13 protein-coding genes are annotated in these 20,724 nt (G+C 68.0%); 10 read left to right on the top strand and 3 right to left on the bottom strand.

The window, feature by feature from the left end; translation table 11 throughout:
* Positions 1 to 8 precede the first annotated feature (8 nt).
* Positions 9 to 902 (top strand): alpha/beta hydrolase, encoded by an 894-nt coding sequence (locus tag O1Q96_RS34660; protein WP_269251923.1) that lies wholly within the window; start codon positions 9 to 11, stop codon positions 900 to 902.
* Between the two features lie 79 nt (positions 903 to 981).
* Here O1Q96_RS34660 and O1Q96_RS34655 read toward each other — a convergent pair whose 3' ends face one another.
* On the bottom strand, positions 982 to 2,511 hold the full coding sequence (locus tag O1Q96_RS34655) for a helix-turn-helix domain-containing protein (protein WP_269251922.1): 1,530 nt from the start codon (positions 2,509 to 2,511) through the stop codon (positions 982 to 984).
* A gap of 63 nt (positions 2,512 to 2,574) precedes the next feature.
* Positions 2,575 to 2,781 (bottom strand): DUF4236 domain-containing protein, encoded by a 207-nt coding sequence (locus O1Q96_RS34650; protein WP_269251921.1) that lies wholly within the window; start codon positions 2,779 to 2,781, stop codon positions 2,575 to 2,577.
* Positions 2,782 to 3,150: 369 nt separating this feature from the next.
* Between O1Q96_RS34650 and acnA the strand changes: the two genes are divergently transcribed.
* Both acnA and O1Q96_RS34640 read left to right on the top strand, forming a co-directional pair.
* Positions 3,151 to 5,868, top strand: a complete 2,718-nt coding sequence (acnA, locus tag O1Q96_RS34645) for an aconitate hydratase AcnA (RefSeq protein ID WP_269251920.1) — start codon at positions 3,151 to 3,153, stop codon at positions 5,866 to 5,868.
* 308 nt (positions 5,869 to 6,176) lie between these two features.
* Complete coding sequence (locus O1Q96_RS34640; protein WP_269251919.1) at positions 6,177 to 7,268, top strand: lytic polysaccharide monooxygenase auxiliary activity family 9 protein; 1,092 nt, start codon at positions 6,177 to 6,179, stop codon at positions 7,266 to 7,268.
* A gap of 278 nt (positions 7,269 to 7,546) precedes the next feature.
* On the opposite strand, the gene O1Q96_RS34635 is transcribed toward O1Q96_RS34640, so the two are convergent.
* Entirely contained in the window at positions 7,547 to 11,383 is a 3,837-nt protein-coding gene (locus O1Q96_RS34635) for a GH92 family glycosyl hydrolase (RefSeq protein ID WP_419586997.1), read from the bottom strand.
* A 594-nt stretch (positions 11,384 to 11,977) separates the two neighbouring features.
* On the opposite strand from O1Q96_RS34635, the gene ngcE reads away from it, so the two are divergent.
* The 7 genes from ngcE (at position 11,978) to O1Q96_RS34600 (ending at position 20,492) form a co-directional block, all read left to right on the top strand.
* Positions 11,978 to 13,426 carry an N-acetylglucosamine/diacetylchitobiose ABC transporter substrate-binding protein gene (ngcE, locus tag O1Q96_RS34630; protein ID WP_269251918.1) on the top strand — a complete coding sequence of 483 codons (1,449 nt, stop codon included), beginning with the start codon at positions 11,978 to 11,980 and terminating at the stop codon, positions 13,424 to 13,426.
* Between the two features lie 256 nt (positions 13,427 to 13,682).
* A complete protein-coding gene (locus tag O1Q96_RS34625) occupies positions 13,683 to 14,612 on the top strand; it encodes a carbohydrate ABC transporter permease (RefSeq protein WP_217453930.1) in 930 nt (309 codons plus the stop codon).
* Between the two features lie 37 nt (positions 14,613 to 14,649).
* Positions 14,650 to 15,570 (top strand): carbohydrate ABC transporter permease, encoded by a 921-nt coding sequence (locus O1Q96_RS34620; protein ID WP_269251917.1) that lies wholly within the window; start codon positions 14,650 to 14,652, stop codon positions 15,568 to 15,570.
* Between the two features lie 195 nt (positions 15,571 to 15,765).
* The gene (locus tag O1Q96_RS34615; RefSeq protein ID WP_217453928.1) at positions 15,766 to 16,965 is read left to right on the top strand and encodes an ROK family transcriptional regulator; all 1,200 of its coding nucleotides are present in this window, start codon (positions 15,766 to 15,768) and stop codon (positions 16,963 to 16,965) included.
* A 133-nt stretch (positions 16,966 to 17,098) separates the two neighbouring features.
* Complete coding sequence (locus tag O1Q96_RS34610; protein ID WP_269253850.1) at positions 17,099 to 18,205, top strand: sugar ABC transporter substrate-binding protein; 1,107 nt, start codon at positions 17,099 to 17,101, stop codon at positions 18,203 to 18,205.
* 206 nt (positions 18,206 to 18,411) lie between these two features.
* Positions 18,412 to 19,203 carry an ATP-binding cassette domain-containing protein gene (locus O1Q96_RS34605; RefSeq protein ID WP_269251916.1) on the top strand — a complete coding sequence of 264 codons (792 nt, stop codon included), beginning with the start codon at positions 18,412 to 18,414 and terminating at the stop codon, positions 19,201 to 19,203.
* Positions 19,200 to 20,492, top strand: coding sequence for a sugar ABC transporter permease (locus tag O1Q96_RS34600; RefSeq protein WP_269251915.1), 1,293 nt, complete (start codon positions 19,200 to 19,202; stop codon positions 20,490 to 20,492). Before O1Q96_RS34605 ends, O1Q96_RS34600 begins: the two co-directional genes overlap by 4 nt.
* The last annotated feature ends 232 nt before the right edge of the window (positions 20,493 to 20,724 follow it).

Here is a 20,724-nt window from a genome sequence, read left to right as displayed (position 1 = left end):
GCCGAGCCATGCCATTCAGCCCCGGAATCCAGGCCAGAGCGATCCAGCTGCTGCTCGGCCGGATGATGTCCCGCGTACACAAGGACCTGCGCTTCACCGACATCCCGAAGCGGACCGAGGTCCTTCGCGTGGAGACCGGCGCCGGACCGGTGACCTGCACCGTCTACCGTCCGCCGGCCGGCACGGCGGCCCCCGCCCCCGTGTACGTCAACTTCCACGGCGGTGGGTTCGTGGTCGCCCGCCCCCAGCAGGACGACCACATCTGCCGCTACATAGCCGCCACGGCCGGCTGCGTCGTGATCAACGTGGACTACGCCGTGGCCCCGCAGCGGCCGTTCCCCGCTCCCCTCACCCAGGCGTACGACGTCACCGAGTGGATCGCCGGGAACGGTGACACGGGCGGCTGGGACGGTTCGCGACTCGCCGTGGGCGGACACAGCGCCGGAGGCAACCTGACCGCCGCGGTCTGCCGCACGGCCCGCGACCGCGGCACCTTCACGCCCCGGCTCCAGATCCTCGACTCGGCGCCGTTCGACCAGCTCGCCGACCCGGCCACCAAACCGTCACCCCTCGCCAAGCCACTGCTCACGCCGCAGCTCATGCGGATCTTCACCGCCGCCTACGTCCCGGACCCCGCGGACCTCACGCATCCTCTCGTCTCGCCCGGACTCGCGGACGACCTCGCCGGACTGCCGCCCGCCCTGGTCATCACCGCGCGGAACGACCGGCTGTGCGAGGAGGGCGCCGCCTACGCGAAGGCCCTGGAGGCCGCCGGCGTCCCGGTCACCCACCGCGTCTTCGAGGGCGTCGACCACTACTTCACCCACACCGGCCCGGTGCCCGAAGGGAAGGAGGCGATCGACCTGATGGCCACCACCCTGCGCACGGCTCTGAGCGCCTGACGCGGGTCGGCCGCCGTCAGGCGACCGCCCCCTCGTCCGAGAAGGGGCGGTCGGCGAAGAAGGCGACGGCACCCGCGCGTCAGATGTCCCGGAAGATCTCGATCTGCGCCCCGACCGAGTTGAGCCGCTCGGCGAGTTCCTCGTAGCCACGGTTGATGACGTACACGTTCCGCAGTACGGACGTGCCCTCGGCTGCCATCATCGCCAGCAGGACGACGACCGCGGGGCGCAGGGCGGGCGGGCACATCATCTCGGCGGCGCGCCAGCGGGTCGGGCCCTCGACCAGCACGCGGTGCGGGTCGAGGAGCTGGAGGCGCCCGCCGAGGCGGTTGAGGTCCGTGAGGTAGATCGCCCGGTTGTCGTAGACCCAGTCGTGGATCAGCGTCTTGCCCTGCGCGGAGGCCGCGATGGCCGCGAAGAACGGAACGTTGTCGATGTTCAGGCCCGGGAACGGCATCGGGTGGATCTTGTCGATCGGCGCCTCCAGCTTGGAGGGCCGGACGGTCAGGTCCACCAGGCGCGTACGGCCGTTGTCCGCGAAGTACTCGGGCGTACGGTCGTGGTCGAGTCCCATCTCCTCCAGGACCGCCAGCTCGATCTCCAGGAACTCGATCGGCACGCGGCGCACGGTCAGCTCGGACTCGGTGACGACCGCGGCGGCCAGCAGGCTCATCGCCTCGACCGGGTCCTCGGACGGTGAGTAGTCCACGTCGACGTCGATGTTCGGCACGCCGTGCACGGTGAGCGTCGTGGTGCCGATGCCCTCCACCCGGACACCCAGCGCCTCCAGGAAGAAGCACAGGTCCTGGACCATGTAGTTGGAGGAGGCGTTGCGGATGACGGTCGTGCCGTCGTGGCGGGCGGCCGCCAGCAGCGCGTTCTCGGTCACCGTGTCGCCGCGCTCGGTCAGCACGATGGGACGGCCCGGGGTCACCTTGCGGTCCACGCGCGCGTGGTAGAGACCCTCGGTGGCCGCGATGTCCAGACCGAACCGCCGCAACGCGATCATGTGCGGCTCGATGGTCCGCGTCCCCAGGTCGCAGCCGCCCGCGTACGGCAGCTTGAAGTTGTCCATGCGGTGCAGCAGCGGGCCGAGGAACATGATGATCGAGCGGGTGCGGCGGGCCGCCGCCGCGTCGATGGCCGCCATCTCCAGCTCGGCCGGCGGCACGATCTCCAGATCCACGCCACCGTTGATCCACCGGGTGCGTACGCCGATGGAGCCGAGCACCTCCAGAAGGCGGTACACCTCCTCGATGCGCGCGACGCGGCGCAGCACCGTGCGGCCCCGGTTCAGGAGGGTCGCACAGAGCAGCGCCACGCACGCGTTCTTGCTGGTCTTCACGTCGATCGAGCCGGAGAGCCGGCGGCCGCCGACCACGCGCAGATGCATCGGGCCCGCGTAGCCGAGCGAGACGATCTCGCTGTCCAGCGCCTCACCGATTCGAGCGATCATCTCAAGGCTGATGTTTTGGTTGCCTCGCTCGATGCGGTTCACCGCACTCTGACTGGTGCCGAGCGCCTCGGCCAGCTGCGTCTGTGTCCAGCCCCGATGCTGACGGGCGTCACGGATGAGCTTGCCGATGCGTACGAGGTAGTCGTCTGCCATGGCGGCAGGCTATCTCACATATGAGATGCGGCATCTCGGGTGAGTCGTTGGAGTGACGGCGCCTCAGCGGCGCTTGGGGCGCTTGCTGGTGGTGGTGCGGCGCCAGCCGAAGGGGCCGGGCAGGTCCATCGACGTGGTCCGCCGTCCTGTGCTGCTGTGCGTCTGCCGGGGTCCGTTGCGGCCGCCCGTGGTGATGGACCAGGACTTCCTGTTGATGTTCAGTCGCACCCCGGGCAGGATCCGGAAGCTCTTGCGGAAGGTGAGGGCCATGAGTGCCTCCTTTCGTTCGCCCTCAGGTACCCCGAATGCCGGTCGGTACGCCGAACGGCCTTGCGCCCGGGCCCGGTTCGGCTCCGGAGTCGCCGGCGAGGGTCCGCGCGGAGTGTCCGCCGGGGCAGCATTCGTCCTGGAGGGGAACGGGTCCGCCCGGCCCCGATGCGTGACAGGACACACCCTCGGGGCATGACCGCCCAGCGGTCATGTACTAGAGTTATCTCGACATCGAGATATCTGCCGAGGTGTGCCGCAGCCGCCCGGGACCGGTAAGGGTTACCTAACTTAGCTTCACCTTAGCGGATCGGCCAAGAGGGCGTGGCGGCAGGATGCGGTGGTACGCGCACATGAATGAAGGAGACTGTCGTGTCGGCGAACAGCTTCGACGCCCGTAGCACGCTCAGCGTGGGCGACGAGTCGTACGAGATCTTCCGGCTGGACAAGGTGGAAGGCTCGGCCCGCCTTCCGTACAGCCTGAAGGTGCTGCTGGAGAACCTGCTCCGGACCGAGGACGGCGCGAACATCACCGCCGACCACATCCGGTCCATCGGCAACTGGGACTCCCAGGCCCAGCCCAGCCAGGAGATCCAGTTCACGCCCGCCCGCGTGATCATGCAGGACTTCACGGGTGTGCCCTGTGTCGTGGACCTCGCCACCATGCGTGAGGCCGTCAAGGAGCTCGGCGGCGACCCGGCGAAGGTCAACCCGCTCTCCCCGGCCGAGCTGGTCATCGACCACTCCGTCATCGCCGACAAGTTCGGCACCAGCGACGCCTTCGCGCAGAACGTCGAGCTGGAGTACGGCCGCAACAAGGAGCGCTACCAGTTCCTGCGCTGGGGCCAGACCGCGTTCGACGACTTCAAGGTCGTCCCGCCGGGCACCGGCATCGTCCACCAGGTGAACATCGAGCACCTGGCCCGTACCGTCATGGTCCGGGGCGGCCAGGCGTACCCCGACACCCTCGTCGGCACCGACTCGCACACCACCATGGTCAACGGCCTCGGTGTGCTCGGCTGGGGCGTCGGCGGCATCGAGGCCGAGGCCGCGATGCTCGGCCAGCCGGTCTCGATGCTCATCCCGCGCGTCGTCGGCTTCAAGCTGACCGGTGAGCTGCCGGCCGGCACCACCGCCACCGACCTCGTGCTCACCATCACCGAGATGCTCCGCAAGCACGGCGTCGTCGGCAAGTTCGTCGAGTTCTACGGCGAGGGTGTGGCCGCCACCTCGCTGGCCAACCGCGCCACCATCGGCAACATGTCGCCGGAGTTCGGCTCCACCGCCGCGATCTTCCCGATCGACGACGAGACCCTGAAGTACCTGCGCCTGACCGGCCGTGACGCCCAGCAGGTCGCGCTCGTCGAGGCGTACGCCAAGGAGCAGGGCCTCTGGCTCGACCCGGCCGCCGAGCCCGACTTCTCCGAGAAGCTGGAGCTCGACCTCTCGACGGTCGTCCCCTCCATCGCCGGCCCGAAGCGCCCGCAGGACCGCATCGTCCTCGCGAACGCCGCCGAGCAGTTCAAGACGGACGTCCGCAACTACGTCGACGACGTGGACGAGGCCGGCAAGGAGTCCTTCCCGGCCTCCGACTCCCCGGCCGTCGCCCTGAACGGCGCCCCGTCCAACCCGGTCACGGTGACCGCCCCCGACGGCTCGACCTACGAGATCGACCACGGTGCGGTGACGGTCGCGGCCATCACCTCCTGCACCAACACCTCGAACCCGTACGTCATGGTCGCCGCCGCGCTCGTCGCGAAGAAGGCCGTGGAGAGGGGCCTGACCCGCAAGCCGTGGGTCAAGACCACCCTCGCCCCGGGCTCCAAGGTCGTCACCGACTACTTCGACAAGGCGGGGCTCACCCCCTACCTCGACAAGGTCGGCTTCAACCTCGTCGGCTACGGCTGCACCACCTGCATCGGCAACTCCGGCCCGCTGCCGGAGGAGGTCTCCAAGGCCGTCAACGACCACGACCTGGCCGTGACCTCGGTGCTCTCCGGCAACCGCAACTTCGAGGGCCGGATCAACCCCGACGTCAAGATGAACTACCTGGCCTCCCCGCCGCTGGTCGTCGCGTACGCCCTCGCGGGCTCGATGAAGGTGGACATCACCAAGGACGCGCTCGGCGTCGACCAGGACGGCAAGCCCGTCTTCCTGGAAGACATCTGGCCGACCGAGGCCGAGGTCAACGACGTCGTGGCGAACGCCATCGGCGAGGACATGTTCAACAAGTCCTACCAGGACGTCTTCGCGGGCGACGCCCAGTGGCAGGCGCTGCCGATCCCGACCGGCAACACCTTCGAGTGGGACGCCCAGTCGACCTACGTGCGCAAGCCCCCGTACTTCGAGGGCATGACGATGGAGACCACCCCGGTCTCCGACATCACCGGCGCGCGCGTACTGGCCAAGCTGGGCGACTCGGTCACCACCGACCACATCTCCCCGGCCGGCGCGATCAAGGCCGACACCCCGGCCGGCAAGTACCTCACCGAGCACGGTGTGGAGCGTCGTGACTTCAACAGCTACGGCTCGCGCCGAGGCAACCACGAGGTCATGATCCGCGGCACGTTCGCCAACATCCGCCTGCGCAACCAGATCGCGCCGGGCACCGAGGGCGGCTACACCCGCGACTTCACCCAGCCGGACGCGCCGGTGTCGTTCATCTACGACGCCTCGCGCAACTACATCGAGCAGGGCACCCCGCTGGCCATCCTGGCCGGCAAGGAGTACGGCTCCGGCTCGTCCCGCGACTGGGCCGCCAAGGGCACCGCGCTCCTCGGCGTCAAGGCCGTCATCGCCGAGTCGTACGAGCGCATCCACCGCTCGAACCTCATCGGCATGGGCGTTCTCCCGCTCCAGTTCCCGGAGGGTGCCACGGCCGCCTCCCTCGGCCTCACCGGCGAGGAGACCTTCTCCTTCACCGGCGTCGAGGAGCTGAACAACGGCACCACCCCGCGCACGGTCAAGGTCACCACGGACACCGGCGTCGAGTTCGACGCGGTCGTCCGCATCGACACCCCCGGCGAGGCGGACTACTACCGCAACGGCGGCATCATGCAGTACGTCCTGCGCAGCCTGATCCGCAAGTAGGCGCACAGGCAGGCGCTACGGCACGGCAGTCGAGGGGCCGCATTCCCGAACGGGGGTGCGGCCCCTTGCCGTCGGCGACCGCAGGCCGCTTCGGCCACCCCGTCACCGCGCCCGCCGCCCCCACCCGGAGGCGACCCCCGCGCGCCAGACGTTTACAGCTGTACCGGTCCGCGCTAGCTTCGAAAGCACGTGGGGTGGGAGCGCTCCCACATTTGGTGGACCGGAACCCGCCCCGGGCGCGCTCCCACCTCGCGCATCCGCACACGCACCCCACACCGCGCGTGAACGAAGGGACGGACAGACCTGTCATGATCCTGACAACTTCATCAACTCCCCGCCCCCCACGGCGATTACCGCTTCCCGCCCGCGGCAGAGCCTTCCTCCTCATCCTGCTGGCCCTGGTCGTCACGTTCCCGGCTCTCGGCCTGGTCGTCTCGGCGGGTGGCGAGGCGGAAGCCCACGGCACCCCCATGAAGCCCGGCAGCCGCACCTTCCTGTGCTGGCAGGACGGACTCACCGACACCGGTGAGATCAAGCCGATCAACCCGGCCTGCAAGAAGGCACAGCAGACCAGCGGCACGACCCCGTTCTACAACTGGTTCTCGGTACTCCGTTCCGACGGGGCCGGCCGTACCCGCGGCTTCGTACCCGACGGCGAGCTGTGCAGCGGCGGCAACACCAACTTCACCGGCTTCAACACCCCCAGCGCCGACTGGCCGTTGACCCATCTGACCTCGGGCGCGACGGTCGACTTCTCGTACAACGCCTGGGCCGCACACCCCGGTTGGTTCTACGTCTACGTCACCAAGGACGGCTTCGACCCGACCAGGACGCTCACCTGGAACGACCTGGAGGAGCGGCCGTTCCTGAGCGTCGACCACCCGGCGCTCAACGGATCGCCGGGCTCGGTCGAGGCCAACTACTCCTGGTCCGGCAAACTCCCCGCCGGCAAGTCGGGCCGCCACCTGATCTACATGGTCTGGCAGCGCTCCGACAGCGCGGAGACCTTCTACTCCTGCTCCGACATCGTCTTCGACGGCGGCAACGGGGAGGTGACGGGCATCCACGAGCCGGGCAACCCGAGCGAGCCGGTACCCGGTGCCTGCTCCGCCACCCGCCGGACGACGGGCACCTGGTCCGGCGGCTACCAGTCCGAGGTGACGGTCACCAACTCCGGCGAGGTGCCGCTGCTCGGCTGGATGGTCGACTGGACACTGCCGGGCGGTCAGTCGGTCGCCAGTCTCTGGAGCGGCAACGCCACCTACACCGGCCAGAACGTGATGGTCCACAACGCCAACTGGAACGGGTCGCTCGATCCGGGAAAGAGCACCACGTTCGGGTACGTCGTCCAGGGGTCCGGAGGTGATACGGCGACCGCCCTCCCCTGCCGGCCGGGCTGAGCCGAGCCGACGGGCCCCAGGCGCCCGGACCCGGACGCCCTGACCCGACGAGCCTGAGCCCCCCACCGCTCAGGGCGGACCCGGTGGCTGCGCGCCACCGGGTCCGCGAGCCGGGCAGGCCAGGGGGAGGCCTGCCCGGGCGGAACGCGGCCCGGGGTGGCCGCGCAGTCACGACACCGTTGTGGAGAGGCAGCCGTCCCGGCGGCACGGCACCGGTCACCGTCCTGTCGTGACCGGTGCCGTGTGCCGCGCCGGGCGCCTCCTTGCGCGGCCGGGCGTCAGGCCAGCAGTTCCACCTCCGCCAGCGTGGCCTCACCGTCCAGGACCAGGCGGTACTTCGTGTACGCCCCGGGCGCCGCGACCGAGAACGCCCGCGTCTGCCGGTCCCAGGTGAACGACTCGCCGGACCGCTTGTCGAGGTCCTTCCACGTGGAGCCGTCGGACGAGCCCTGCAGCACCCAGCCCTTCGGAGCCTTGGCACGGTCGGACGACGTCAGCGTGTACTGGACGGCCTCCACCCGGCCGGCGGTCGGCAGATCCGCGGACGCGACGGCCGCGTTCGTCGCCGACGTGTCGTCGAACAGCGCCCCCTCACCCTTGACGACGTCGGCGCGCGGCGACGGCACCTTGTCGTCCTGCGTGATCGACGGGGGCGCCGCGTTCTTCCCGGTGCCCCACGAGGACGGCTTCGACCCCATGTCGAACTCCAGCACGCCACCCCGGGAGACGATCGAGTGGGGGAGTGAAGTCGACTTCCACGCCTTGCCGTTGACCCTGAGCCCCTGCACGTACACGTTCTTCGCGCTGTTCTTCGGAGCCTTCACCACCAGCTCCCGGCCGTTCTCCAGGTGCACGGTCGCCTTGGTGAACAGCGGTGAGCCGACGGCGTATTCGCCGCTTCCCATCACCAGGGGATAGAAGCCGAGCGAGGAGAAGAGGTACCAGGCCGACTGCTCGCCGTTGTCCTCGTCGCCGTGGTAGCCCTGCCCGATCTCGCTGCCCGTGTAGAGGCGGGAGAGCACCTCCCGCACGTTCTTCTGCGTCTTCCAGGGCTGACCGGCCGCGTCGTACATGTAGTTCACGTGGTGGGCCACCTGGTTGGAGTGCCCGTACATGCCCATCCGCACGTCACGCGCCTCGGTCATCTCGTGGATGACGCTCCCGTACGAGCCGACGAAGTCGGGCGAGGCGGTCTCGGGGGTCGCGAAGTACGTGTCGAGCTTCTTCGCGAGCCCGGAACGCCCGCCGTACAGGTTGGCGAGGCCGCGCGAGTCCTGGGGCGCGGTGAAGGCGTAGCCCCAGCCGTTCGTCTCGGTGTAGTCGTGACCCCACACCCGCGGGTCGAACTCGGACGACCCGACGCGCCAGTCGCCCTTGAGGTCACGGCCCTGGAAGAAGCCCGCCTTGTCGTCGAACAGCTTCACGTAGTCCTGGGCGCGGTTGAGGAAGTACTCCGACTCCTCCTTGTAGCGCTTGTCTCCCGTCTTCTTGTAGAGGGCCCGTCCCATCTTCGAGATGCCGAAGTCGTTGAGGTAGCCCTCCAGCGCCCACGACAGGCCCTCGTGCGTCTCGGTGCTCGTGTAGCCGATGAAGGGCGAGGTCGCCATCCCCTTGCGGCCGACGCCGGCCGAGGGCGGCACGACGGTCGCGTTCTTGACCGCCGCGTCGTACGCCGACTTCGCGTCGAAGTCGACGCCCTTCACGTACGCGTCGGCGAACGCCACGTCCGACGAGGTGCCGGTCATCAGGTCCGCGTAGCCGGGCGAGGACCAGCGCGACGTCCAGCCGCCGTCCTTGTACTGCTGCACGAACCCGTCGGCCATCTCACCCGCCTGACCGGGCGTCAGCAGTGAGTAGGCGGGCCAGGTCGTCCGGTAGGTGTCCCAGAATCCGTTGTTGACGTACACCTTGCCGTCGACGATCTTCGCGCCGGTGTGCGTCGGCGTGTCCGGGCCGGGCATCGGCGAGAACGGCGAGGCGTACTGGTACTTCGAACCGACCTTCTCGAAACCGGAGTTGGGGTACAGGTACAGCCGGTACAGGCTGGAGTACAGGGTCGTGAGCTGGTCCGGCGTCGCGCCCTCGACCTCGACCTTGCCGAGGATCCTGTCCCACTGCTTCTGGGCGCGCGACCTGACCGTGTCGAAGGACGTGCCGTCCGGGATCTCCTGACGGAGGTTGTCCTTGGCCTGGTCGACGCTGATCAGGGACGTGGCGATGCGGAGCGTGACCGTGCGGTCCTCACCCGCGTCGAACCGCAGATGCCCCTTCACACCGGAGGAGTCCCCCTCGACGACCGGCGCGTCGAACACCCCGTACACGAAGAGCCGGGTCGCGCCCGTCGACAGGCCGGACTTCACGTCCGAGTAGCCGGTGAACGTCCCGCTCTCCTTGTCGAGGGTGAGACCCGCCTGGTCCGTGACGTTGTCGAAGAGGACACTCGCCTCGTCACCGGGGTAGGTGAACCGCAGGGCCGCCGCGTGGTCCGTCGGCGTCATCTCCGTCCTCAGCCCGTTCTCGAACCGCACCCCGTAGTAGTACGGGCGCGCCGTCTCGTTCTCGTGCCTGAAGGGCAGCGCGCGGGCGGTGCGGCCAGTCGCCGGTGTGCCGGCGGCGGCCGACGGCATCACCTGGAAGGTCTGCCGGTCCCCCATCCAGGGGCTGGGCTCGTGGCTGGCGCTGAACGCCTGGATGGTGGGCAGGTTGTCCGCGTTGTTGGCGCGCGCGTAGTCGTACAGCCAGCTGAGCGAACCCGCGTTCGTCACCGGCGTCCAGAAGTTGAAGCCGTGCGGCACGGCCGTCGCCGGGAAGTTGTTCCCGCGGGAGAAGCCCCCGCTGGAGTTGGTGCCGCGTGTCGTCGACGCGTAGTCCGAGAGATGCGCCTTGGGCTTCTCGGGCTTCTCGACCCTCAGGCTCACGTCGTCCAGCCAGCCGCGGAACTTCGCCGGGCCCTTCGGTGAGTCGTACGCGACCAGGATCCGGTCGACCGTCCGGCCGGCCGCGACCGAGCCGATCCGCGAGACGACGTTGTTCCACTGGTTGACGTACAGCACCTTCGACGCGCCCTGCCCCTGGGGCGTCAGCGCGAACCCGTGCTGGTCCTGGGCGCGCAGGTCGCTCAGGTGGGTGCCGTCCGTGAAGGCCAGGTCCACCGACACGTTGGTGGCGTCGTAGTCCAGGTCGCCGTCCGCCATCGACGGAAAGATCCGGTAGGCCAGCTCGGTGTCGCGGCCCACGGCCACGTTCACGTCGAAGACCTTGTTGTACGAGTAGGCGCGGCCGTCGGTCTTGTGCGTGCCCGCGTACCGCAGGGCCCGCTTGCCGGTGAAGCCCGCGCCCGCCTTCGCGGTCGGGGAGCCGCTCGGGCCGCGGTCCACGAGGGAGATCATGTCCTTGGGCGTGGGGGCCTCGTCGCCACCCGTGGAGAACTGGACGTCGCCGAGCTGCGTGGCGCCGGCCCCGCCGTTGTTCCTGGTGATGTCGAGCCGGAAGTGCCGGTACTGCGCCGGCTCCGCGAGCTGGTACGACTTCGTCTGGAACCGCTCGCCGAAGGTCTGGCCGGTACGGCTGTCGAGGGTCTTCCAGTCCTTGCCGTCCGTGGAGCCCTGGAGGGTCCAGTCGGCCGGGTCGCGCTCGTCGTGGTCGTTGGCGGACGTGAGCGCGTACGTGACCAGCTCGACCGGGGCGTCCAGCTCGAACTCCACCCAGCCGGTGGGCGCGAAGGTCAGCCACTTCGTGCTGGGTTCCACGTCGACGAGGTTCTCCTTCACCTCGCCCCCGCCGGGGTTCTCGCCGCTCGCGCGGACGTCGGTGACATGGTCGGTCACGTTGCCCGGGATGCCGGTGCTGTAGCCGCCGTCGACACCCGACGACCGCTTCGTGCCGTCGGGCGAGGTGTCGACCGTGTTGAGCCAGTCGGGTGCGGGATCACCCGCCTCGAAGGAGGAACCGAACTCCCGCTCCGCAGCCGCCGCTTCACCTGGACGGGCTACGGCGGCGCCCTGCGAGGCCACCACCAGTGCGAAGGTGGCCGCTCCGAGAACCGCCGTGGAACCCCATCCGTGCCGTCTGAGCCGAGATCTGTGCAGAGACCCTTGCCGAGATCTGTGGTGCATGCGCCAGCACCCTCCCTGTCACGTGCGCCTGGACAACGTTGTCAGCTTCGCTGCGCAAGGTCCAGTAGGGAGTCAAGTGTCCAGCGATGTCAAGGGTGTTGGACGTGGCGTACGGGGGTAATCGCGACAGCTGCCCGAATGGTCCGTCCGGGGGTCCACCTGTCGGCTTCCTGTTCGGGCGCTGATCGTTCCCTGAGTGCTCGCTGTGCGGCGGGCCTGCGGGCAGTTCATATTTCCGCGAGGTCTCACTTCGGGAAAGAGTGTCGGCCAACTGTGCATTCGATCTTGCTCCGCTGGCGGGAAGTGGACTATACCTGTCGGCGTCCGCCCAGTCGTTCGACCGGTCGTGGACAGACACGGCCCGGGGAGACGAGGGGGTGCGGCGACGAGCGACAGCCGCGCATTCCCGCGGAACCCGGTATTCCACGCACGATCCAGCTCTACTGACGTCCCCTCGCGGAAGCGCCGGGCAACCTGTCCGACCTGATTTCCCGCCGGGGGCCGGGGGTTTCCCCCGGGTAATGCAGTACCAATCGCGGTGCCGGGGAGGGTCCGGTTCACCGCCTGAGTCCTGATGAAGGCGAGGACTTGAGCATGGGATCCACTTCCGCCCACAACAACCGCGAGGGTGTCGGCCGCCGAGACCTGATCAAGCGGTCCGCCGCGCTCGGTCTGATTTCCGTACCCACGATGAGTTTCCTGTCGGCGTGCGCAAGCGGCGACAGCGGCAGCGAGGACAAGGTCGAGAAGGGAAAGAAGAGCAAGGAGAACCCGCTCGCGGTCAACGAGAGCGCTCCGCTGGAGATCGTCATCTTCGACGGCGGTTTCGGCACCAAGTACGCCGAGGACGCCAAGGCGGTCTACGAGAAGAACTTCCCCAAGGCCAAGGTCAAGTTCTCCTCCACCCAGAAGATCCAGTCGGTCCTGCAGCCGCGCTTCAACCAGGGAACCCCGCCGGACCTGATCGACAACTCGGGTGCCGAGCAGATGGACATGGGCGTCCTCGTCGGCAAGAAGCAGCTCTCGGACCTCACCCCGCTGCTGGACGCGCCGTCCGTCGACGACCCGGGCAAGAAGGTCCGGGACACCCTGCGCCCCGGCATCGTCGAGATGGGCCAGTTCGACGGCGACCCGGTCTGGATCATGTACTACGCGTACACCGTCTACGGCGTGTGGTACTCCCAGAAGGCGCTGGAGTCCCTAGACGCGACGTACCCGGAGACCTGGGACGACATGCTCGCGGTCTGCGCGAAGGCGAAGAAGAAGGACATCGCGGGCTGGACGTACGCGGGCAAGCACCCGTACTACATCCCCTTCTCGCTCTATCCGATGATCGCCAAGGTCGGCGGCCGCGAGGTTCTCGACGCCATCGACAACCTGGAGCCGAACGCCTGGAAGCACCCTGCCGTCAAGACCTGCTTCGAGGCGTACTACGAGCTCTACAAGAAGGGCTACATCCTCAAGGGCACCCCGGGTCTGGACCACATCCAGTCCCAGACGGCCTGGACCGAGGGCAAGGCGCTCTTCATCCCGAACGGCTCCTGGGTGGAGAACGAGGCGGCGAAGACGATGCCGAAGGACTTCGACCTCGCGGTGAACGCGCCCAGCGGCATCGACGGCTCGGACAAGATGCCCTTCGGCACCATCTGGGCGTCGGGCGGCGAGCCCTTCATCGTGCCCGCCAAGGCCAAGAACACCGACGGCGGCATGGAGCAGCTGCGCATCATGCTCAGTGAGGCCTCGTCGAAGAACTTCACCGCGTCCGTCAAGTCGCTGACCGCGTTCAACGGCGGCACCGACGGCATCGAGCTGACGCCGGGTCTGAAGTCCGGTGTCGCGGCCCTGGAGAAGGCCGGCGACAACGTGGTCAACCCGCGTATCCAGGACTGGTACGTGGCGTTGCAGAAGGAGAAGATCGGCGTCGGCGGCCTCGGCGAGATGATGGCGGGGCGGCTCACGCCGGTCGAGGCCATCAAGAAGATCCAGGGATACGCCGACGAGGCGGCCAAGGACGACAACATCCAGCACTACAAGCACCAGTGAGCGCGGCCGGGGCCCCGGGCGGTGACCGGGGCCCCGGCTCCAGGCACTGTCTCCCCGGTCTTCGGGGGCGCACGACGTCTGGCACGGCACCTCGCCGCACGGCCGCATCACCCGAGTACGTCCCATGCGAGGGCGATGCGGCCGCACGCCGATGCGCCGCACCGGACGCCGCACGCCGATCCGCGAGGACCGGGGGGACAGGACCTGGATGTGCGGCGTCGACGGCAGCCCTCGCGGGAAGATCGGGTCGGTAGGAATGCAACACGGCAAATACCGTTTCATCGTGGGGTTCTTGACGGCCCCCCTGGCCATTTACGGCCTCTTCGTGATCTGGCCCTTCGTCCAGTCCATCTACTATTCGTTCACGGACTGGAGCGGTCTGAGCCCCGAGTTCAAGATGGTGGGCTTCAAGAACTACACGCGAATGCTCGACGACGAGGTCTTCTGGAAGTCGTTGCAGCACAGCGTGCTGTTCGTCCTGCTGCTGCCGTTGGTGACACTCACCATGGCGCTCTTCTTCGCCTTCATGCTCAATGTCGGCGGAATGCGCCGGAAGAATGCCGCCATCTCCGGAGTCCGCGGCTCGTCCTTCTACAAGGTGGTCTACTTCTTTCCCCAGGTGCTGTCGATCGCGATCGTCGCCCTGCTGTTCCAGTTCGCCTACAACCCCAACAGCGGTGCGATCAACTCCGCTTTGAAGGCGGTGGGTCTGGACAGCGTCCAGCCGGACTGGCTCGGTGACCCCGACCTCGCCCTGTGGTGCGTCTTCGCGGTCCTCGTCTGGTGCACCGTCGGATTCTTCGTGGTGCTCTTCTCCGCGGGAATGGCCTCCATTCCCAAGGACTACTACGAGGCCGCGCTGCTGGACGGCGCGAACCGCGTCACGACGTTCTTCAAGATCACCCTGCCGCTGCTCTGGGACACCGTGCAGTCCGGCTGGGCCTACGTGGGCATCCTGGCGCTCGGTGCCGAGTCCTTCGCGGTCGTGCAGATCATGACCGTGGGCCCGAACGGCGGCGGTCCCGACTACTCGACGACCGTCCTGCCGCTGTACGTCTACCAGAAGGCGTTCCGCGACGGTCAGGCCGCCTACGCGACGACGATCGGTGTCGCCCTGCTCGTCGTGACGCTGCTGTTCGTGGCGGTCGTGATGAAGCTGGGCCGGCGCGAGCGGCTGGAGTACTGATGCAGACCGAGCTCACCGAGCCGCGAGGAGGCCACGAGTGAAGACGACCGACACGCCTCCCCCCGCCGAGACCACCGGGGAGAGGGCGCCCGTCACCAAGTCGGTGTCCGTGTCCGCGCCGCGGGAGAAGGCCACCGGCAGGACCCTCAACATCTTCTCGCACGGCTTCCTCGTCCTCTGGGCGTTCATGGTCGTGCTGCCGCTGCTCTGGGCGGTGATGACCTCGTTCAAGACGGACAAGGACATCTTCAGTTCGCCGTGGGCGCTGCCCGACTCGCTCCACTTCGACAACTGGTCGCGCGCCTGGACCGAGGCGAACATGAGCGACTACTTCCTCAACACGATCATCGTGGTGGGGTTCTCGCTCCTCGGCACCATGCTGCTGGGCTCCATGGCCGCGTACGTCCTCGCGCGCTTCGAGTTCCCCGGGAACCGTTTCATCTACTTCCTGTTCATCGGAGGGATGAGCTTCCCGATCATCCTGGCGCTGGTCCCGCTCTTCTACGTCATGCAGAACCTCGCGCTGCTGAACACGCTGCCCGGCCTGATCCTGGTCTACATCGGCTACTCGTTGCCGTTCACCGTGTTCTTCATGACGTCCTTCTTCCGCACGCTGCCGACCTCGGTGGCCGAGGCGGCCTTCGTGGACGGCGCGTCGCACACCAGGACGTTCTTCCAGGTCATGCTGCCGATGGCCAAGCCCGGCCTGATCAGCATCACCATCTTCAACTTCCTGGGGCAGTGGAACCAGTACATGCTGCCGACGGTGCTCAACACCGAACCGGACAACAAGGTCCTCACCCAGGGACTCGTCCAGCTGGCCGTCAGCCAGGGCTACAAGGGTGACTGGTCCGGCCTCTTCGCCGGCCTCGTGATGGCCATGCTTCCGGTGCTCGCCGCGTACATCGTCTTCCAGCGCCAGGTCGTGCAGGGACTGACGGCGGGCGCGCTCAAGTAACGGTTCGGCCGTCGGTTCGGTTTGCGAGGGTGGTCCCGGATTGGAGCCGGGGCCACCCTGGTGTGTGCGGGCGTCGGCAGGCCCCTCTCTTGCTCAACCTCTTGACGGGAGGCAACCCAAACGGCTCAGCTTAGAGTTCACTAGTTGGACATAGACGGGGTCTCACCGAGGCGACCCCGTACGCAGGAGGTCGTCGTGGAGACTCCGGGGTCGCAGTCGTCGCTGCACCGAGCCAATCTCGAACGGGTCGTACGCGCGGTGCGCCTGGCCGGATCGCTCACGCAGGCGGAGATCGCGAGGACGACGGGGCTGTCCGCGGCCACGGTCTCCAACATCGTGCGCGAGCTGAAGGACGGCGGAACGGTCGAGGTCACACCCACCTCGGCAGGCGGCCGAAGGGCCCGCAGCGTCAGCCTCAGCGGTGACGCCGGCATCGTGATCGGGGTCGACTTCGGCCATACGCATCTACGGGTCGCGGTCGGGAACCTGGCGCACCAGGTGCTCGCCGAGGAATCCGAGCCGCTCGACGTGGACGCGTCCGCCGCACAGGGCTTCGACCGGGCGGAACAGCTGGTCAGCCGCCTGATCGCGGCCACCGGCGTGGACCGTACGAAGATCGCGGGGGTGGGCCTCGGCGTGCCCGGGCCGATCGACGTGGAGTCCGGGACGCTCGGCTCCACCGCGATCCTGCCGGGCTGGACCGGCACCAAGCCCGCCGAGGAGCTGGGCGGGCGGCTCGGCGTGCCGGTGCACGTGGACAACGACGCCAACCTGGGAGCCCTCGGTGAACTCGTCTGGGGGAGCGGCCGGGGCGTGCGCGACCTGGCGTACATCAAGGTCGCGAGCGGTGTCGGCGCCGGACTCGTGATCAGCGGCAAGATCTACCGCGGCCCGGGTGGCACAGCGGGAGAAATCGGGCATATTACTCTTGACGAGTCCGGCCCCGTCTGTCGCTGCGGCAACCGGGGCTGTCTGGAGACCTTCGCGGCGGCGCGCTATGTGCTGCCGCTCCTCCAGTCCAGCCACGGTACGGACCTGACCATGGAAGGTGTCGTACGGCTGGCACGGGACGGAGACCCTGGCTGCCGTCGGGTGATCGCCGACGTCGGCCGACACATCGGCAGTGGAGTGGCCAATCTCTGCAACTTGCTCAACCCGAGCCGTGTGGTGCTCGGCGGTGATCTCGCCGAGGCCGGAGAGCTCGTACTAGGACCCATAAGGGAGTCTGTCGGCCGCTATGCGATCCCCAGTGCGGCGCGTCAACTATCCGTTCTGCCAGGGGCACTTGGCGGTCGGGCGGAGGTCCTCGGGGCACTCGCCCTCGCACTCAGCGAGATGGGCGATTCAACCCTTTTGGACGGATCGCTCACTGCTGCCACGCCTGCCTTCACTTAGAGAACGGATGGCACCGTTGCCATCTCGTTAAGGATTTACTTCTTGACGTCGCACTTGCGGCCGAGTTGACTTCCAGCCACCTCGGCCGCAACGTCGCGGCCTCGTCAGGGAGGTTTCTGAAGTGAACACGCGTATGCGTCGCGCCGCCTTTGCCGTTGTCGCTGGTGCGATGGCCGTCTCGCTTGCTGCCTGTGGCAGCGCCGAGGAGTCCGGCGACAAGAGCGACTCCACCAAGTCCGCCGCCAAGGGTGACGACATCAAGGTCGGCCTCCTCCTTCCGGAGAACCAGACCGCGCGGTACGAGAAGTTCGACAAGCCCTTGATCGAGAAGAAGGTCAAGGAGCTCACGAACGGCAAGGGCGAGGTCGTCTACGCCAACGCCAAGCAGGACGCCACCACGCAGTCCCAGCAGGTCGACACGATGATCACCAACAAGGTGGACGTGCTGATCGTGGACGCGGTGGACTCCAAGGCCATCGCCAACGGCGTCAAGAAGGCCAAGGACGCCGGCATCCCCGTCGTCGCGTACGACCGTCTGGCCGAGGGCCCGATCGACGCCTACACCTCCTTCGACAACGAAGAGGTCGGCCGCGTCCAGGGCAAGGCACTCCTGGAGGCCCTGGGCGACAAGGCCAAGCCCTCCGCGAAGATCGTCATGATGAACGGCGCGGTCACCGACCCGAACGCCGCCCTCTTCAAGAAGGGTGCGCTGTCCGAGCTCGAGGGCAAGGTCGACATCGCGAAGTCGTACGACACCAAGGAGTGGAAGCCGGAGAACGCCAACGCCAACATGGAAGGCGCGATCTCCTCGATCGGCAAGGACAAGATCGTCGGCGTCTACTCCGCCAACGACGGCATGGCGGGCGGCATCATCACCGCCCTGAAGGCCGCGGGTGTCTCCCCGCTCCCGCCGGTCACCGGCCAGGACGCCGAGCTCGCGGGCGTGCAGCGCATCGTCTCGGGCGAGCAGTTCATGAGCGTCTACAAGCCCTACCCGCAGGAGGCGGACGTCGCCGCGGAGATGGCCGTCGCCCTCGCCAAGGGCGAGAAGCTCGACTCCATCGCCAAGGACTCGGTCGACAGCCCCACCACCAAGGGCGTCCCGTCGGTGCTCGTCCCGGTCATCTCGCTGACCAAGGACAACATCAACGACACCGTCATCAAGGACGGCATCTACACCGTCAACGAGATCTGCACCGCCAAGTTCAAGGCCGCCTGTGACAAGGCCGGCCTGAAGTAGGTACCGGCAAGTCCCTCACCCCGTACGGGAATGCGCGCCACTGGATTCCCGTACGGGGCGTGACGCACACGAGGGACGGTCGTACTCGAAGCCCATCCGGCGCCCCGCAACCACCAGCCCCGCAAGCTAGGGCGGGGCGCCGGACGGAACGCTTCATCCCCCAAACTCTTCTGCACAACCTCCCGCCGGGTCAGGCGGCGAAGGAGATGGTTCACGTGTCCGCTACGCCTGTTCTGGCGTTGCGCGGGGTCTCGAAGCGGTTCGGTGCCGTTCAGGCGCTCACCGACGTAGAGCTCGAGGTCCACGCCGGCGAGGTGGTCGCCCTGGTCGGCGACAACGGCGCCGGAAAGTCCACGCTGGTCAAAACGATCGCCGGCGTGCACCCCATCGATGAGGGTGTCATCGAATGGGACGGCAAGGCCGTCCAGATCAACAAGCCGCACGACGCCCAGAGCCTGGGAGTCGCGACCGTCTACCAGGACCTTGCGCTGTGCGACAACATCGACGTCGTCGGCAACCTCTACCTGGGACGCGAGCTGAAGAAGCGCGGCATCCTGGACGAGGTCGAGATGGAGCGACGCTCGCGCGAACTGCTCCAGACGCTGTCGATCCGCATCCCCAGCGTGCGCATCCCGATCGCCTCGCTGTCCGGCGGTCAGCGCCAGACCGTGGCCATCGCCCGCTCCATGCTCGGTGAGCCCAAGCTGGTCATCCTCGACGAGCCCACCGCGGCCCTCGGTGTCGAGCAGACCGCCCAGGTCCTCGACCTGGTCGAGCGGCTGCGCGAGCGCGGCCACGCCGTCCTCCTCATCAGCCACAACATGGCCGACGTGAAGGCCGTCGCCGACAAGGTGGCCGTGCTCCGGCTCGGCCGCAACAACGGCGTCTTCGAGGTCAAGGCCACCTCACAGGAAGAGATCATCTCCGCCATCACCGGCGCCACGGACAACGCCGTGACCCGTCGTGCGGCGCGCAGCAACGGGGAGGCTCAGAAGTGAGCACCGACAAGACCTCCGTCACGAAGGACGAGCACGTCGTCGCGAACCCCGAGGCCGCCGCCGACGCGGTGACCGTGGTCGACCCCCGGCTGCTCGTGCGCGAGCAGGGCCTGGCCGGCTACGTCGGCGAGTTCAAGCGCAAGATGCGGGCCGGCGACCTGGGATCCGTCCCGGTCGTCATCGGCCTGATCATCATCTGCATCATCTTCCAGAGCCTGAACTCGGCCTTCCTCTCCGCCGAGAACCTCAACAACATCGCCGTCGCGATGGTCGCCACCGGCATGATGTCCGTCGGCATCATCTTCGTGCTGCTGCTCGGCGAGATCGACCTGTCGGTCGGCTCGGTCAGCGGTGTGGCCGGTGCCATCACCGCCGTGCTCAGCGTCACCCACGGCGTGAACGAGTGGCTGGCCGTCCTCGTCGCCCTCGCGAGCGGCGCGCTCATCGGTGCGCTGCACGGCTTCTTCTTCGCCAGGATCGGTGCACCCGCGTTCGCGGTCACCCTGGCCGGCCTGCTGTTCTGGCTCGGCTTCATGCTCCAGATCCTGGGCGAGAACGGCACCATCAACATCGACGGCGACGGCGTGGTCGGCAAGCTGACCACGTACTACTTCTCGGACGTCGCCGCCGCCTACGGCCTCGCGACCGTCGCCGTGGTGCTCTTCTTCGTCACCAGCTTCCTGGACAGCCGCCGCCGCGAGGCCGCGGGCATCCCGTCCCGGCCGCTCGGCGACCTGATCCTGCGCACGGCCCTGCTCGCGATCGTCGCGTTCGCCGCAGCGATCATGTTCAACCAGTACAAGGGCCTCCCGCTGGCGCTGCTGCTGTTCGTCCTGGTCCTGGTCGTGACCGACTTCGTGCTGCGCCGCACGGGCTACGGCCGCAAGATCTTCGCGCTCGGCGGCAGCGTCGAGGCGTCCCGTCGTGCCGGCATCAACGTCACCGCGGTCCGGGTCTCGGTCTTCGCCCTGGCGGGCTTCTTCGCCGCCGTCGGTGGTCTGTTCTGGGCCTCGAAGATCGCCGCGGCCAACCAGAGCGCCGGCGCGGGCGACCTTCTCATGAACGTCATCGCGGCGGCGGTCATCGGCGGAACCAGCCTCTTCGGTGGCCGCGGACGCACGTGGAACGCGCTGCTCGGTGTCATGGTCATCACCTCGATCCAGTACGGCCTGGCCCTCGAGGGCATCGCCACGCCGGTCCAGTACATGATCACCGGTGGTGTGCTTCTCGCCACGGTCGTCATCGACTCGGTCACCCGCAAGACGCAGAAGACCGCCGGGCGCGCATAACGCTTCGCGGTTGCGCGGCTGGACCGCGGGGCTTGCCGGTCATGAAGTGCTGCGGGGCCGTCGTGGCTGGTCGCGCAGTTCCCCGCGCCCCTTACGGGCCACGCCCCCAGGGGCGTGGCCCTTCGGACAAGTGCCCGACACCAATGGCGGTGTCGGGCACTTTCGTGCGTCCGTACGCGTTTGGCGGCAGGGGCCATGGGCGAGATGTCCTACGGCCGATCGCGTGATGTAT

Source organism: Streptomyces aurantiacus, from assembly GCF_027107535.1.
Taxonomy (GTDB): domain Bacteria; phylum Actinomycetota; class Actinomycetes; order Streptomycetales; family Streptomycetaceae; genus Streptomyces.
This window is presented reverse-complemented; position numbering and strand designations above follow the sequence as displayed.

Coding starts and splice junctions, on each gene's coding strand:
- O1Q96_RS34625 (WP_217453930.1), top strand. CDS start 13,683: ATGCAACACGGCAAATACCGTTTCATCGTGGGGTTCTTGACGGCCCCC.
- O1Q96_RS34610 (WP_269253850.1), top strand. CDS start 17,099: ATGCGTCGCGCCGCCTTTGCCGTTGTCGCTGGTGCGATGGCCGTCTCG.
- O1Q96_RS34650 (WP_269251921.1), bottom strand. CDS start 2,781: ATGGCCCTCACCTTCCGCAAGAGCTTCCGGATCCTGCCCGGGGTGCGA.
- O1Q96_RS34640 (WP_269251919.1), top strand. CDS start 6,177: ATGATCCTGACAACTTCATCAACTCCCCGCCCCCCACGGCGATTACCG.
- O1Q96_RS34655 (WP_269251922.1), bottom strand. CDS start 2,511: ATGGCAGACGACTACCTCGTACGCATCGGCAAGCTCATCCGTGACGCC.
- O1Q96_RS34635 (WP_419586997.1), bottom strand. CDS start 11,383: ATGCACCACAGATCTCGGCAAGGGTCTCTGCACAGATCTCGGCTCAGA.
- ngcE (WP_269251918.1), top strand. CDS start 11,978: ATGGGATCCACTTCCGCCCACAACAACCGCGAGGGTGTCGGCCGCCGA.
- O1Q96_RS34605 (WP_269251916.1), top strand. CDS start 18,412: ATGGTTCACGTGTCCGCTACGCCTGTTCTGGCGTTGCGCGGGGTCTCG.
- O1Q96_RS34660 (WP_269251923.1), top strand. CDS start 9: ATGCCATTCAGCCCCGGAATCCAGGCCAGAGCGATCCAGCTGCTGCTC.